The sequence below is a fragment of the Pseudomonas sp. genome, assembly GCF_030698175.1.
Classification (GTDB): domain Bacteria; phylum Pseudomonadota; class Gammaproteobacteria; order Pseudomonadales; family Pseudomonadaceae; genus Aquipseudomonas.
Window position 1 is genome coordinate 99468 of record NZ_JAUYNT010000029.1, and the last position, 15754, is coordinate 115221.

Here is a 15754-nt window from a genome sequence, read left to right on the forward strand (position 1 = left end):
CGGGTTGCACCCGCCCTACACAGCCACATCGCTTTTAGAGCCTGACACCATGACCGACTACCAAAACATCCAGCTGGAAATCGACCCACGCGGCATCGCCACCCTGTGGCTGAACCGCCCGGAAAAGAACAACGCCTTCGACAGCGCCACCATCGGCGAATTGCTCTTGGCCCTGGACGAAGTCGGTGGCAACCCGGATGTGCGCCTGCTGGTCTTGCGCGGTCGCGGCAAGCACTTCTGCGCCGGCGGTGATCTGGCCTGGATGCAGCAAGCCGCAGAGCTGGACTTCAACGGCAACCTCAACGACGCCCGCGCCTTGGCAGAACTGTTGTACAACCTCTATCAGCTGAAAAAACCCACCCTGGCGGTGGTGCACGGTGCAGTGTTTGGCGGCGGCGTCGGTCTGGTCAGTTGCTGCGACATGGCCATAGGTGCCGACAACGCCCAGTTCAGCCTGTCCGAGGTACGCATCGGCCTGATGCCCGCGACCATCAGTCCCTTCGTGGTCAAGGCCATGGGCGCCCGTGCGGCGCGGCGCTATTCACTGACTGCCGAACGTTTCGACGGCCAAAAAGCGGCGCAGTTGGGCTTGCTCAGCGAAGCCTATGCCGCCGAAAATCTCGAAACCCAAGCCGAACGTTGGATCGCTAATTTGCTGCTCAACGGCCCGCAAGCCTTGGTGGCCTGCAAGGCGCTGTTCAACGAAGTTGGCGCTGGCGAGCTGACCCCAGCCCTGCGTCGTCACACCGAAACCGCCATCGCCCGCATCCGCATCAGTGCCGAGGGCCAGGAAGGCCTGCGGGCTTTTCTGGATAAGCGCAAAGCCGCCTGGCAGGAGCACGAATAATGACTGCGCCCACCGAATTTAAAAGCATCAGCACCTTGCTGATCGCCAACCGCGGCGAAATCGCCTGCCGGGTGATGCGCACCGCCAAAGAGCTGGGCATCAAGACCGTGGCCGTGCACAGCGGCATCGACCGCCAGGCCCGGCATGTGCGCGAAGCCGATATGGCCATCGACCTGGGTGGCGCCAAGCCGGCCGACAGCTACCTGTTGGGTGACAAAATTATCGCCGCGGCCAAAGCCAGCGGCGCCCAGGCAATTCACCCAGGCTACGGTTTTCTCTCGGAAAACGCCGCCTTCGCCCGCGCCGTTGAGGCCGCCGGCCTGCTGTTTCTCGGCCCGCCGGCCAGCGCCATGGATGCCATGGCCAGCAAGTCCGCCGCTAAGGCACTGATGGAACTGGCGGCGGTGCCGCTGGTGCCCGGCTACCACGGCGAGGCCCAGGACCTGGAAACCTTCCGCGCCGCCTCTGCCGTGATCGGTTATCCGGTGCTGCTGAAAGCCGCGGCCGGTGGCGGCGGCAAGGGCATGAAGGTGGTCGAGGCCGAAGCGCAACTGAGTGAGGCCCTCGAGTCGGCCCAGCGCGAAGCCCAATCGGCGTTCGGTGACTCACGCATGCTGGTGGAAAAATACGTGCTGCAGCCGCGCCATGTCGAGATCCAGGTATTCGCCGACCAGCACGGCAATTGCCTGTACCTGCATGAGCGCGACTGCTCGATCCAACGCCGCCATCAGAAGGTGGTCGAAGAAGCCCCGGCACCAGGTTTGAGTCCTGAACTACGGCGGGCCATGGGCGAAGCCGCAGTCAAGGCCGCCCAGGCCATCGGCTATGTCGGTGCCGGCACCGTCGAGTTTCTGCTGGATGCCCGTGGCCAGTTCTTCTTTATGGAGATGAACACCCGCCTGCAGGTCGAGCACCCGGTCACCGAGGCGATTACCGGCCTTGATCTGGTCGCCTGGCAAATCCGCGTGGCCCGTGGCGAGCCGCTGCCGATCACGCAGGCGCAGGTGCCGCTGATGGGCCATGCCATCGAAGTGCGGCTGTATGCCGAAGACACCGAGCAAGACTTTATGCCGGCCAGCGGCATCCTGCATCTCTATCAGGAACCGGCGGCCGGACCGGGGCGGCGGGTCGACAGCGGCATAGTCGAAGGCGACAGCGTCTCGCCCTTCTACGATCCGATGCTGGCCAAGCTGATTGCCTGGGGCGAGACCCGTGAAGAAGCGCGCCTGCGCCTGCTGGCCATGCTGGAAGAAACCGCAGTGGGTGGTTTCAAGACCAATCTGGGCTTTCTCAAGCGCGTGTTGGCCCATCCGAGCTTCGCCGCCGGCGAGCTGGACACCGGTTTTATCCCGCGCCATCAGGCCCAGTTGCTGCCATCGGTGAGTCCATTGCCGGCCGAGTTTTGGCAACTGGCCGGCGAGGCCATGGTGCAGAGCGAAGCGGCCCACACCCGTAGCGATGACGCCCATTCGCCCTGGAGCAACAACTCTGGCTGGCGTTCAGTGACGGCCCAGCAAGTCAGCCTGCACCTGAGCTGTCAGGGCCAACGCCACTGGCTGCGACTGCAGCGCGAGGGTGGCGAGTCTAGCTACCGGCTCAAGGGTGAGCGCATCTATCACCAGCAGGCTGAACAGCTGACCAGCCATCCGGCCCTGCGCCGGGGCAACGCGCTGTTTATCGAATGGGCCGGCGAACTGCGTGAAGTGCGCCGGGTCGACCCGATTGCCGAGGTCGAGGCCAGCCACAGCCATCAAGGCGGCCTGACCGCCCCCATGAATGGCAGCATAGTGCGGGTGCTGGTCGAAGTGGGTCAGGCCGTCGAGGCCGGCAACCCGTTGGTGGTGCTGGAGGCGATGAAGATGGAGCACAGCATCCGCGCGCCCCATGCAGGTATCGTCAAGGCGCTGTACTGTGGCGAAGGCGAGTTGGTCAGCGAAGGCACGACGTTGGTGGAGTTGGAAGAGGCCCTTTGATGGGTATCGCTCTGCTCAACCCATCCTACCCGTGTCTGCCGTAGGATGGGTTGAGCGCAGCGATACCCATGCTGCTGAGCATAAGGCTCCATCGCCAAGACCGAACAACCAAGGAACAAACATGAACCTACCCCAACAGGTGCGCCTGGTCGAAGTCGGCCCGCGTGATGGCTTACAAAACGAGAAACAACCGATCAGCGTCGCCGACAAGGTGCGGCTGGTCGACGACCTGACTGCCGCCGGCCTCGGTTATATAGAAGTCGGCAGCTTCGTTTCGCCCAAGTGGGTGCCGCAGATGGCGGGATCGAGCGAGGTGTTTGCACAGATCCAGCAGCGCGCCGGCGTCACCTATGCCGCATTAACACCGAACCTGCAGGGCTTCGAAGCCGCACTGACCGCCGGAGTCAAAGAGGTCGCGGTGTTTGCCGCAGCAAGCGAGGCCTTCTCGCAGAAGAACCTCAACTGCTCGATCAGCGACAGCCTGGCCCGTTTCGTACCGGTCATGGCCGCCGCCCAGCAGCACGGCGTGCGGGTGCGCGGTTACGTCTCCTGCGTGCTCGGCTGCCCTTATCAGGGCGAAGTGCCGGCCGCGCAAGTGGCGGCGGTGGCCAAGGAGCTGTTCGCCATGGGCTGCTATGAGGTCTCGCTGGGCGACACCATCGGCACCGGCACCGCCGGCAACACCCGCAACCTGTTCGAAGTGGTCGGCCGCGACATCCCGCGTCCACAACTGGCCGGGCACTTTCACGACACCTACGGCCAGGCCCTGGCGAATATCTACGCCAGCTTGCTGGAGGGCATCAGCGTGTTCGACAGTTCGGTCGCCGGCCTCGGTGGCTGCCCCTACGCCAAGGGCGCCAGCGGTAATGTGGCCAGCGAAGACGTGCTCTATTTGCTCAATGGTTTGGGCATTCACACCGGCATCGATCTGGATCTATTGGTGAGCGCCGGACAAGGTATCTGCCGAGTGCTAGGCCGCGAAAATGGCTCACGGGTGGCCAGGGCCCGTCTGGCTTAATCGCCAAGCAGGATTGCGCCGAGTTACCAATCAGGAACCGCTATGAACGACGTCGAAAGCCTCAAGGATTACCAGCGCGTGCGCCTGCTGGCGATCCGTTCGCTGTTCGAGATCGTCGAGCAATCCAGTGAAGGCACGATCATCGTCGACCGCGAGGCGCGGATCGTCTGGATGAACGAACGCTATGCCCGGCGGTTCGGCCTACCGAATGCCGAGGCGGCTATCGGCCAGCCCTGTGAGAGCGTAATTCCTGGCAGCCTGTTGCGCGAAGTGGTCAGCAGCGGCCAACCGATTCTGCTGGATATGCTCGACACGCCGAATGACCCGCTGGTGGTGATGCGACTACCGATTCACGACGCTGCCGGTGAAGTTATCGGCGCCATAGGTTTTGCCCTGTTCGACGAACTCCGCTCGCTCTCACCGCTGCTGACCCGCTACCTGAGCATGCAGGAGGAGCTGGCCGCGACCCGCTCGATTTTGCAGGCACGCCAGGCCAAATACAGCTTCGCCAACTTTATCGGCACCAGCGCGCCAAGCCTGGAGGTCAAGCGCCGGGCGCGGCGCAGCGCCAGCACCGACTCGCCGATCCTCCTGCTGGGCGAAACCGGCACCGGCAAAGAACTGCTGGCCCACGCCATCCACAGCGCCTCGCCACGGGCGCACAAGGCCTTCGTCAGCGTTAATTGCGCGGCGATTCCCGAGGCGCTGCTGGAGGCCGAATTCTTCGGCACCGCCCCCGGCGCGTTCACCGGCGCCGATCCCAAGGGCCGCCCCGGCAAGCTGCAAATTGCCCAAGGCGGCAGCTTGTTTCTGGATGAAATCGGCGACATGCCGCTGCCACTGCAAAGCAAGCTGCTGCGGGTCTTGCAGGAAAAAGAATTCGAACCGGTTGGCTCCAATCAGGTGATCCGCAGCGACGTGCGTTTGCTCGCCGCCACCTCGACCGATCTGGCCGCTGCCGTGCAGCGCGGCAGCTTTCGCGCCGACTTATTCTATCGGTTGAATGTCTTGCCGATTCAGGTGCCGCCATTGCGCGAGCGACTCGCCGACTTGCCGGCACTCTGTGAGGCGATTCTCGATGAGTTGCAGCTCAGTACCGGCCACACACCCCACGAACTGGATGCCAGCGCCTTGGCCCTGCTCGCCCGGCACAGCTGGCCGGGCAATATCCGCGAACTGCGCAACGTGCTGGAACGCGCCGCCCTGCACAGCGACGACTGCCTGATCAGCCTGGAGGCCTTGCAGACGGCGATCGGCACCCTGCAAGCGGTTCCAGAACTGCCGCAGCAGATGACGCTTGCAACGCTGGCCACTGGTGAAACCTTGCATGCGGCCCGAGAAAATTTCGAGCGCCAACTGATCAGCGCAACCCTCAGTGCGGCGGCAGGCAATGTCGGCATCGCCGCCCAACGCCTGGGTTTGGGCCGCTCGACCCTGTACAAGAAAATGACGGCGCTGGGCATAATCTCTTGAAAGCGAGACGTTATCTCTAAATAGAGACAACCAGGCAGACCCCGAAAATAGCGGCATTGGCGAATCGAATCGCACTCAGCGTCTCAAAATCGAGAAACAAAACCTAAGTCACAGCGCTGAACTTCAATAAAAGTCTTATAAATCAATGCTTTATTTTGTTGGCACAAAACTAGCTAAGTGTTCCCAGCGCTACCCGCGCCGCCGAAAACAACAACAAATGCCTGCACATGGCGATTCACCCAAGGACACCCACGGCAAAGTCCTTATTCGCCTTGAAGCAGCGTCAGGAGCCACTCTATGAGTGTAATCATCGCCTTAGCCGCCCTCGCCCTGCTGATGCTGGCCGCCTATCGCGGCTACAGCGTCATTCTGTTCGCCCCCATCGCCGCGCTTGGCGCCGTGCTGTTGACTGATCCCGCCGCAGTCGCCCCGGCTTTTACCGGGGTGTTTATGGAGAAGATGGTCGGCTTTATCAAACTCTACTTCCCGGTGTTTTTGCTCGGCGCGGTGTTTGGCAAGCTGATTGAACTGTCCGGTTTCTCCCGTTCGATAGTCGCCGCGGCGATCCGCCTGCTCGGCACCAGCCAGGCCATGCTGGTGATAGTGCTGGTCTGCGCGCTGCTCACCTACGGCGGCGTCTCGTTGTTTGTGGTGGTGTTTGCGGTCTATCCCTTTGCCGCCGAGATGTTCCGCCAGAGCGACATTCCCAAGCGTTTAATCCCGGCCACCATCGCCCTCGGCGCGTTCTCCTTCACCATGGACGCATTGCCCGGCACCCCGCAGATTCAGAACATCATTCCCACCACGTTTTTTAATACCAACGCCTGGGCCGCACCCTGGCTGGGGCTGATCGGCAGTTTGTTTGTGTTCAGCCTCGGCATGCTGTATCTGCGCCGGCAGTTGCGCAAAGCCCAGAGCGCCGGTGAAGGCTATGGCACTGACCTGCGCTGCGAGCCGGAAACCGCCGCCGACATCAAGCTGCCCAGCCCTTGGCTGGCGGTTTCACCGCTGATTCTGGTCGGCGTCGCCAACCTGCTGTTCACCCATTGGATTCCGGCGCTGTATGGCAAGACCCACAGCCTGCAACTGGCCGGCATGACCGCGCCAGTACAGCTCGAAATCAGCAAGCTGACCGGCATCTGGGCGGTGCAGGCGGCGCTGCTGCTGGGGATTTTACTGGTGCTGGTGTGTGGCTTTAGCGCGATTCGCGACAAGCTGGCCGAGGGCACTAAAACGGCGGTCAGTGGCGCGCTGTTGGCGGCAATGAACACCGCCTCGGAGTACGGCTTCGGCGCGGTGATCGCCTCCCTGCCAGGCTTTTTGGTGCTGGCCGACGGGCTTAAAAACATCCCCAATCCGCTGGTCAACGAAGCCGTCACCGTCACCCTGCTGGCCGGCATCACCGGCTCGGCCTCCGGCGGCATGAGCATCGCCCTGGCGGCCATGTCTGAAACCTTTATCAGCGCTGCCAACGCCGCCAATATCCCGCTGGAAGTGCTGCACCGCGTGGCCTCGATGGCCAGTGGCGGGATGGACACCCTGCCGCACAACGGTGCGGTGATCACCCTGCTGGCGGTTACCGGCCTGACCCACCGCGAGGCCTACAAGGATATTTTTGGCATCACTCTGATCAAGACCTTGGCGGTGTTCGTGGTGATCGGCGTTTTCTACGCCACAGGTATCGTTTAACCCTGATCGTTTTTTTGTGCGTAGCCCGGATGCGCTCCGGGCCAGACGCGAGCAAGGAGAGTTTTATGAGTCTGCAAGGCAAAACCGTACTGGTCACCGGCTCAACCAGCGGCATTGGTTTAGGCATCGCCCTGAGCCTCGCCAAGGCCGGCGCCAATCTGATCCTCAATGGCTTTGGCGATGTCAGCACAGCGCTGGCTGAGGTGGCCAAATATGGCGGCAAGGTCGGCCATCACCCGGCGGACGTTGCCGATCCTGCGCAAATCGCCGAGATGATCAGCTACGGCCGCCGCGAATTTGGTGGCATCGATATTTTGGTCAACAACGCCGGCATCCAGCATGTGGCGCCCATCGAAGAGTTTCCGCTGGAGCGTTGGGATTCGATCATCGCCATTAACCTGTCGGCGGTGTTCCATGCCAGCCGCCTGGTGCTGCCGGGCATGCGCGCCCGTGGCTGGGGGCGGATTATCAATATCGCCTCGGTGCACGGCCTGGTCGGCTCGGTGAACAAAGCCGCCTATGTCGCCGCCAAGCACGGCGTGATCGGCCTGACCAAGGTGGTGGCCCTGGAAACCGCCAGCACCAATATCACCTGCAATGCGCTCTGCCCCGGCTGGGTGCTAACGCCGCTGGTGCAGCAACAGATCGACCAGCGGGCGCTGAGCGATGGCGATCAAGAGCGCGCCCGGCGCGAACTGCTGGCCGAGAAACAACCCTCGCTGGAGTTTGTCAGCCCCGATCAGCTCGGGGAGCTGTGCCTGTTTCTCTGCAGCGAGGCCGCCAGCCAGGTGCGCGGCGCGGCCTGGAACGTCGATGGCGGCTGGCTCGCGCAGTGAGCTTCGGCAACTGAATTTACCGCTGCTCGGCCACTCATAATAATTACTCGTTTTCAGGACCCTGCCATGACCCAACCGCTCTGGACTCCCTCTGCGACCCGCATCGCCGCCACCCGTATGGATGCATTTCGGCGCTTCGTTAATCAGCGCCAACAGCTGACGCTGAGCGACTACCCGGCCCTGCATGCCTGGAGCGTGGCCGAGCGTGAATGCTTTTGGCAGGCCATAGCCGAGTTCTTCGAGATTCGTTTCAGCCAGCCAGCGCAGGCCGTGCTGCAAGAAGCCCCGGCCATGCCCAGCGCCCACTGGTTCCCCGGCGCCACGTTGAATTTTGCCGAACACTTGCTGCGTCGCCGCGATGCCCATCCGGCTCTAGTCGCCATTGGCGAAGACGGCTCACGCGAGCAGCTAAGTTACGTCGAACTCGCTGCCCATGTCGCCGGCCTGCAACAGCAACTCAAGGTTCTCGGTGTTGGCCTCGGTGACCGGGTTGCGGCCTTTATGCCCAACACCTGGCAGACAGTGGTGGGCATGCTCGCCACCGCCAGCCTCGGCGCCACCTGGTCGAGCTGCTCGCCAGATTTTGGCACCCAGGGCGTGATCGACCGCTTCGGCCAGATCGAGCCCAAGGTACTGATTGCCTGCGGCGGTTATCGCTATGCCGGCAAGAACATCGACCTGACCGGCAAACTCAATGAAATCCTCGCTCGCCTGCCGTCCCTGACCCAATTGATCGTGGTGCCTTACGCCCGCCAAGAGGCGCAGATAGGCGATTACCAAACCCAGGCCAAGGTCGCGCTGTGGGACGACTTCTACCAAGCGGGCGGTGAACCTGAGTTCGTTCAAGTGCCCTTCGAGCAGCCGCTGTATATCCTCTATTCCAGCGGCACCACCGGGGTGCCCAAGTGCATCGTCCACGGCGTTGGCGGCACCTTGCTGCAACACGTTAAGGAACTGGGCTTGCACACCGATCTGACCGCCGATGACTGCCTGTTCTACTACAGCACCTGCGGCTGGATGATGTGGAACTGGCTGGTCTCAGGCCTGGCCCTAGGCGCGAGCCTGGTGCTGTTCGACGGCTCGCCGTTCCACCCAGGCCCCGAGCGGCTGATCGACCTGATCGATGCCGAATCCATCTCCATCTTCGGCACCAGTGCCAAGTACCTGGCAGCGCTAGAGAAAGCCGGCGCCAAGCCAGGCAGCACCCACCAACTGACACGGTTGAAGGCGATTCTCTCCACCGGCTCGCCGCTGTCCCACGAGAGTTTTGATTACGTGTATCGCGAGATCAAAAGCGATCTGTGCCTGTCATCAATCTCTGGCGGCACCGACATAGTGTCCTGCTTCGCCTTGGGCAATCCCGTATTGCCGGTCTGGCGCGGTGAGTTGCAGTGCAAGGGCTTGGGGATGGATGTACAGGTGTGGAACGACGCCGGCCAGCCAGTGCTGGGCGAGAAAGGCGAACTGGTCTGCACCCGGCATTTCCCGGCGATGCCCATAGGTTTCTGGCACGACCCGCAGGGTGAGAAATTCCACGCCGCCTACTTTCAGACCTTTCCCGGCATCTGGGCCCATGGCGACTATGCAGAGATTACCGAACACGGCGGACTGCTGATTCACGGCCGCTCCGATGCGGTGCTCAATCCCGGTGGCGTGCGCATCGGCACGGCCGAAATCTATCGCCAGGTGGAAAAAATCGAAGCGGTGCTGGAGTCCATCGCCATCGGCCAGGAGTGGGACGACGACGTGCGGGTGGTGCTGTTCGTGCGCCTGCGCGAGGGCATCGAACTAAGCGAAGCGCTGCAGGCTGAAATTCGCCAAGTGATCCGCGCCAACACCACTCCTCGCCATGTGCCGGCCAAGATCATCGCGGTGACGGATATCCCGCGCACCATCAGCGGCAAGATAGTCGAACTGGCAGTGCGCAACGTGGTGCACCGCCAGCCGGTGAAGAACACCGACGCCTTGGCCAATCCCCAGGCGTTGGCGTTGTTTGGCGATTTGCCTGAACTGCAAAGCTGATTGGCAAGCTTTGTGCTGGCTTCATGAACTCGGGGCTGCCCCTGGATTCTGGAGCTGGCGATGCTGGATTATTTACGCGCACTAAAACCGGCCAGCCTGGTGCTCTGGTGTTATTTGCTGTGGTATCTGTGCACGCTGTGGCTGTACTTCGATCCGGCCCCTGCGCTATGGCTTAACTCCTTAGGGATTAGCGCGCTGATCGGCAGCGGTCTGCTGCTGAGCGTCGGCCAGCGGCCATCCAGGAGCAATGCCTGGCAAACCCTGCGGCTGTATTTGATGCCCTTCGGCGTGTCGAGTTTTGCCGCCCTGATCAAGGGCAAAGGCTTCTACCTGATAGTGCCGCCGCACCTGAGTGAGGCGTTGCTGTGCCTGGGCTGTTGCTTGGGCTTTGTCGGCCTGACCCTGCTGTTGCAAACCTTTAGCCCGCACCCAGGCACTTCAGAGGTCGCCCGCTAGATGCCGTGGCGGCCGGGGTCTTCTGGTGGCTGCTCTTTTTCGATCTCTTCCAGCTTCAGCTCAAGTCCCCAGGCCGGCGTTTCAGTGGTTTTGGCGGGGCTGGCAACTGGGGCAGACTCCGCAGTCGGCGAGGCCGCCGTTGGCGCCACTTTGGCTGCAGGGGTTTCGCGGTAGAGCTTGAGTTTTAGTCGCACATTATTCGCCGAGTCGGCGTTTTTAACCGCTTCCTCCTCGTCGATGGCCCCTTCATTGACCAGTTCGATCAGCGCCTGATCGAAGGTCTGCATGCCCAGGTTGCGGGACTTTTCCATGATTTCCTTGATCTCGGAAAGGTCGCTGCGCTTGATCAGATCGCGAATGGTCGGCGTGCCCAGCAGTACCTCTACCGCTGCTCGACGCTTGCCGTCGATGGTTTTCACCAGGCGCTGAGAAACGAAGGCCTTGAGGTTGTTGCCCAGGTCGTTGAGCAGTTGCGGACGGCGCTCCTCCGGGAAGAAGTTGATGATGCGGTCCAGGGCCTGGTTGGCGTTATTGGCGTGCAGGGTGGAAATCGCCAAGTGCCCGGTGTCGGCAAACGCCAGCGCATGCTCCATGGTCTCGCGGTCGCGGATTTCGCCGATCAAAATCACGTCCGGCGCCTGGCGCAGGGTGTTCTTCAAGGCGGCGTGAAAGCTGCGGGTATCCACCCCCACTTCGCGCTGATTGATGATGGATTTCTTGTGCCGGTGCACGTACTCGATCGGGTCTTCGATGGTGATGATATGGCCACCGCTGTTGCGGTTACGGTAATCGATCAGCGCCGCCAGGGAGGTGGACTTGCCCGAACCGGTGCCACCGACAAACAGCACCAGGCCGCGTTTCTCCATGATCGTCTTGAGTAAGACCTCTGGCAGCTTGAGGTCCTCAAAGGTGGGAATTTCCATCTTGATATTGCGCGCCACAATCGACACTTCATTGCGCTGTTTGAAGATATTGATGCGAAAGCGCCCGACGCTTGGAATGGAAATCGCCAGGTTCATTTCCAGCTCGCGCTCAAACTCCTCGCGCTGGGCCCCATCCATGATCGAATTGGCAATCTCGGTCACCTCGCCAGGCTTCAAGATCTCGGCCGACAGCGGCTTGAGCACCCCGTTAAACTTGGCACAGGGCGGCGCGCCGGTGGCCAGATACAGGTCTGAACCATCCTGACTGGCGAGGGTTTTCAGCAGTGCGGTGAGGTCCATGGACAGGTTTCCTTCAAACAGTTAGCTAACTACTTTAGGCCAAATTGACTGACCGTGACGGCCCTGAGCGTGCCACGGCGCTGGTCGCCTGACCGTGCATTGGCGCCAATTACTGGCACAATGGCGGCCATTTTCAGGAGGGCCCGAGCATGGCCAAAGCAATGGCGCGGCATATTTTGGTCAAGACCGAGGCAGAAGCCGCATCGCTAAAGGCGCGCATTGCCAAAGGCGAAGCCTTCGATGTGCTGGCAAAAAAACACTCCACCTGCCCGTCCGGCAAACGCGGCGGTGATCTTGGGGAGGTGCGCCCCGGACAAATGGTCCATGTCATTGATCAGATCATTTTCAAAAAAGCCGTGCGCGAGATTCACGGCCCGGTGAAATCGGCGTTCGGTTACCACCTGGTGCAGGTGTTTTACCGCGATTAAGGTCGTGTTACGCGGCCTTGCCGCTGTGCGTGGGAGAGCGAGCGGATTTACGCCCTGCCCTTATCCGTCAGGCAGCCGACGTACCTGGCCTAACCCTGCAGTTGGGCTACCGCGCTGATACGCACGCCATGAGTTCAGCAAGCCTGGTCCATAGCTGAGGCCTTAATACACATTGGTAACCTAGATGTAACCGGCAGCCCGGATAATTCCGACGACATGGTCTAGTCCACACGCCTTTCGATCATTATCGAGCCAACCCGCCGTTGGGCAGACTGCTACTCCCAATCATTGGAGGCTTGCCCGTGCGTCGTCCACTTATTCCACTTCTCAGCCTGACCCTACTCCCCCTGCTTTGGTCCGCAGCCAGCCAAGCCAACCCCAGCGACGAGTTCAAGCTGCTGGCCCATAACGTGTTCATGCTGCCCACCTCGATAAAGCCCGGCTGGGGCCAAGAGCAGCGCGCTGCGCTGATCGCCCAGGCCAGTTACATCAAAGGCCAGGATGCGGTAATTCTCAATGAAGTATTCGACAACACGGCTTCAGCCCTGTTGTTGGACGGGCTGAAAACTGACTACCCCCACCAGACCGGGGTATTGGGCCGCAGCCGCAGCGGCTGGGATGCCACCCTCGGGGCCTACTCCGACAGCACCCCTGAAGATGGTGGTGTGGCCATCGTTAGCCGCTGGCCGATCGAGCAACGTATTCAGTACGTTTACAGCCAGGGCTGCGGCGCGGATTACCTGTCCAACAAGGGCTTCGTCTACGCCCGGCTGAACCGTAATGGTCAGCTCGTGCACGTCATCGGCACCCATGCCCAGGCAGCCGATACCGGCTGCCCGGATGGCAAAGGCGGCGCCGTGCGGGCCAGTCAGTTCAGCGAACTGCAAGGTTTTCTCAGTGCCAAGGGCATTCCTGCCGATCAGGTGGTATTCATCGGCGGCGACTTCAATGTCATCAAGGACAGCAACGAATACCGCGACATGCTCGAACGCCTGCAGGTCAGCGCTCCAGATAGCTATGCCGGGAGTGACACGACCTACGACACCCGCCGCAACGGTCTGGCCAACTATCAATACCCCAACCATGCCCCGGAGTATTTGGATTACATCTTCGTTTCGCGTAATCACCGGCAGTTGCCCTTCTGGCACAACCAGGCTCTGGACACGCCCGCACCGCGCTGGAGCGCCACCCTGGCCGGGGCTACCTGGCAGTTCCAGGATTATTCCGACCACTCGCCAGTAGCCGGCTTTAGCCGGGCCGATAGCAGTACGCCAACCCGCGCCAGCAAGCCGCAACAAAACCTTTATGGCGAAGTGTTGCTGCAAAGCACCAGCACCGGCAAAACCTTGCGCGCGGGCGCCAACACGGCTAACGACTGGGTGAAAATCAACGGCACTGGCAATGAACCCGAGAGCCTGTTCAGTCTGCGCAATTGGTATTACCCGGACAGTTTCTGCATTCGCAGCGGCGACTATGTGGAGGTCGAATCCCGTCGCCATCCAGGCTACTGGCTAAATTGGTGGCTGGGTGGCGGCTCTGGCAATTACGCCTATTACATGAAGGCCAATGACTCCTCCAACCAGCTGCGCATTGAGTTGGTTAACAGCAGCGCCTGCCTGAAAGATGGCGACTCGGTACGTTTTCTCGACCGCGACACCGTGCGTGGCAGCGATTACTACCTGCAGCATTGGGCATCCGGCAGCTGGAAAGATCACCTGTACCTATGGAGCAGCACACCAGGCAGCGCCGAGCAGTTTCGCGTGGTGTTTCGCCGCGCGCCAATTTATGCGGACTGGAGCAGCCTGCTGCGCTATTAGACCAATAGCCTTAATCTGAGGGGAGGCGCCGCCGCCCTTCCTTGCGGTGCATGCTGATGCACCGCAAGCTCAGCACCACTGGCGGCATGCCCGACTGGGTGCTGAGCTTGCGCGGCCAGGGCGCTGCACTTAAGCGTCTGGGCAACCCAGCACTTTCTGTGACCGGGCGTGCTCATCGCCATCGCATGTATGGCCTAACCGCACACCATCCAGCAGTCTGACTAACACTAGAGGACACAACCCGGTACAATCGCGCCCCTTTCGCGCTCGCGCGCTCGCTTTCTGGATCTGATTCGTGATTTCCACCGCCAATATCACCATGCAATTCGGGGCCAAGCCCCTGTTCGAGAACGTCTCCGTCAAGTTCGGCGGTGGCAATCGTTACGGCCTGATCGGCGCTAACGGCTGTGGCAAATCCACTTTTATGAAGATCCTCGGCGACGATCTGGAACCGTCCGGCGGCCAGGTGATGCTGGAGCCGAACGTGCGCTTGGGTAAGTTGCGCCAGGACCAGTTCGCCTATGAAGAATTCACCGTGATCGACACCGTGATCATGGGTCACGAAGAGCTGTGGAAGGTCAAAGCCGAGCGCGACCGTATCTACTCGCTGGCAGAAATGAGTGAAGAAGACGGCATGAAGGTCGGCGAACTCGAAGGTGAGTTCGCTGAAATGGACGGCTACACCGCCGAGTCCCGCGCCGGTGAGTTGCTGCTCGGTCTGGGTATTCCGTTGGAGCAGCATTTCGGCCCGATGAGCGAAGTAGCGCCGGGCTGGAAGTTGCGCGTATTGCTGGCGCAGGCACTGTTCTCTAATCCAGAAGTGCTGCTGCTGGACGAACCGACCAACCACTTGGACATCAACACCATTCGCTGGCTGGAAAACATCCTCACCCAGCGCAACAGCACCATGATCATCATTTCCCACGACCGTCACTTCCTTAACAGCGTGTGCACCCACATGGCTGACTTGGATTACTGCGAGCTGCGCCTATTCCCGGGCAACTACGACGAGTACATGACGGCCGCGACCCAATCGCGCGAGCAATTGCTGTCGGACAACGCCAAGAAAAAAGCGCAAATCAACGAACTGCAAAACTTCGTTAGCCGCTTCTCGGCTAACGCTTCGAAGTCCAAGCAGGCATCTTCGCGCGCCAAGCAGATCGACAAAATCCAACTGGCCGAGGTCAAGCCATCCAGCCGTGTTAGCCCGTTCATTCGCTTTGAACAGAACAAAAAGCTGCACCGCCAGGCCGTAATGATCGACAAAATGGCCAAGGGCTTCGACGGCAAGGCCCTGTTCAAGAACTTCAGCTTCCAGGTTGAAGCCGGCGAGCGCGTGGCGATTATCGGCCCGAACGGTATTGGTAAAACCACCCTGCTGCGGACCTTGATCGGCGAACTGACCCCGGATGCCGGTACGGTTAAATGGACCGAAAGCGCGGAGCTCGGTTACTACGCCCAGGACCACGCCCACGATTTCGAAGACGACTTGAATTTATTCGACTGGATGGGTCAGTGGACCACCGGTGAACAGGTGATTCGCGGCACGCTGGGGCGCATGCTGTTCAGCAACGACGATATCCTCAAGTCGGTAAAAGTCATCTCCGGTGGTGAACAAGGCCGCATGTTGTTCGGCAAACTGATCCTGCAAAAGCCTAACGTGCTGATCATGGATGAACCGACCAACCACTTGGACATGGAATCCATCGAAGCCTTGAACTTGGCGCTGGAAAACTACCCGGGCACGCTGATTTTCGTCAGCCACGACCGTGAGTTCGTAGGTTCTCTGGCAACGCGCATCATCGAACTGTCGGCCAACGGCATTATCGACTTCAGCGGCACCTACGATGACTACCTGCGCAGCCAAGGCGTGATCGTCTGATCGACGCTTAGCTAGCCGGTTAAAAACGCCCCGCCTTGTCGGGGCGTTTTTATTTGTGCCGTGGCAGTTTAGGCTAACGCTTAACTCTGC

The 15754-nt window shown here is 60.9% G+C and carries 13 protein-coding genes; 12 read left to right on the forward strand and 1 reads right to left on the reverse strand.

Features of this window, described 5'->3' with window-relative positions; translation table 11 throughout:
* The first annotated feature begins 49 nt into the window (after nt 1-49).
* The 8 genes from Q8R10_RS15785 (at nt 50) to Q8R10_RS15820 (ending at nt 10314) form a co-directional block, all read left to right on the forward strand.
* Nucleotides 50-847, forward strand: a complete 798-nt coding sequence (locus tag Q8R10_RS15785) for a gamma-carboxygeranoyl-CoA hydratase (protein ID WP_305654804.1) — start codon at nt 50-52, stop codon at nt 845-847.
* Nucleotides 847-2820: an acetyl/propionyl/methylcrotonyl-CoA carboxylase subunit alpha gene (locus Q8R10_RS15790; protein ID WP_305654805.1), complete on the forward strand. Its 1974-nt coding sequence runs from the start codon at nt 847-849 to the stop codon at nt 2818-2820. The genes Q8R10_RS15785 and Q8R10_RS15790 overlap by 1 nt, the downstream gene beginning before the upstream one ends.
* A gap of 121 nt (nt 2821-2941) precedes the next feature.
* Nucleotides 2942-3838: a hydroxymethylglutaryl-CoA lyase gene (locus tag Q8R10_RS15795; protein ID WP_305654806.1), complete on the forward strand. Its 897-nt coding sequence runs from the start codon at nt 2942-2944 to the stop codon at nt 3836-3838.
* A 42-nt stretch (nt 3839-3880) separates the two neighbouring features.
* Entirely contained in the window at nt 3881-5311 is a 1431-nt protein-coding gene (locus tag Q8R10_RS15800) for a sigma-54-dependent Fis family transcriptional regulator (protein ID WP_305654807.1), read from the forward strand.
* A 297-nt stretch (nt 5312-5608) separates the two neighbouring features.
* Nucleotides 5609-7000: a GntP family permease gene (locus Q8R10_RS15805; protein ID WP_305654808.1), complete on the forward strand. Its 1392-nt coding sequence runs from the start codon at nt 5609-5611 to the stop codon at nt 6998-7000.
* 65 nt (nt 7001-7065) lie between these two features.
* On the forward strand, nt 7066-7836 hold the full coding sequence (locus Q8R10_RS15810; protein WP_305654809.1) for a 3-hydroxybutyrate dehydrogenase: 771 nt from the start codon (nt 7066-7068) through the stop codon (nt 7834-7836).
* 66 nt (nt 7837-7902) lie between these two features.
* Nucleotides 7903-9858 (forward strand): acetoacetate--CoA ligase, encoded by a 1956-nt coding sequence (locus tag Q8R10_RS15815; RefSeq protein ID WP_305654810.1) that lies wholly within the window; start codon nt 7903-7905, stop codon nt 9856-9858.
* Between the two features lie 60 nt (nt 9859-9918).
* Nucleotides 9919-10314, forward strand: coding sequence for a hypothetical protein (locus Q8R10_RS15820; RefSeq protein ID WP_305654811.1), 396 nt, complete (start codon nt 9919-9921; stop codon nt 10312-10314).
* On the opposite strand, the gene Q8R10_RS15825 is transcribed toward Q8R10_RS15820, so the two are convergent.
* Nucleotides 10311-11537 carry a PilT/PilU family type 4a pilus ATPase gene (locus tag Q8R10_RS15825; protein WP_305654812.1) on the reverse strand — a complete coding sequence of 409 codons (1227 nt, stop codon included), beginning with the start codon at nt 11535-11537 and terminating at the stop codon, nt 10311-10313. The two genes, Q8R10_RS15820 and Q8R10_RS15825, sit on opposite strands and share 4 nt — an antisense overlap.
* Nucleotides 11538-11686: 149 nt before the next feature.
* On the opposite strand from Q8R10_RS15825, the gene Q8R10_RS15830 reads away from it, so the two are divergent.
* The 4 genes from Q8R10_RS15830 (at nt 11687) to Q8R10_RS15845 (ending at nt 15664) form a co-directional block, all read left to right on the forward strand.
* Nucleotides 11687-11965, forward strand: coding sequence for a peptidylprolyl isomerase (locus Q8R10_RS15830; protein WP_305654813.1), 279 nt, complete (start codon nt 11687-11689; stop codon nt 11963-11965).
* Nucleotides 11966-12267: 302 nt separating this feature from the next.
* Nucleotides 12268-13782: a sphingomyelin phosphodiesterase gene (gene sph / locus Q8R10_RS15835; protein WP_305654814.1), complete on the forward strand. Its 1515-nt coding sequence runs from the start codon at nt 12268-12270 to the stop codon at nt 13780-13782.
* A 56-nt stretch (nt 13783-13838) separates the two neighbouring features.
* On the forward strand, nt 13839-14003 hold the full coding sequence (locus Q8R10_RS15840; RefSeq protein WP_305654815.1) for a hypothetical protein: 165 nt from the start codon (nt 13839-13841) through the stop codon (nt 14001-14003).
* A gap of 74 nt (nt 14004-14077) precedes the next feature.
* On the forward strand, nt 14078-15664 hold the full coding sequence (locus tag Q8R10_RS15845) for an ABC-F family ATPase (RefSeq protein ID WP_305654816.1): 1587 nt from the start codon (nt 14078-14080) through the stop codon (nt 15662-15664).
* The last annotated feature ends 90 nt before the right edge of the window (nt 15665-15754 follow it).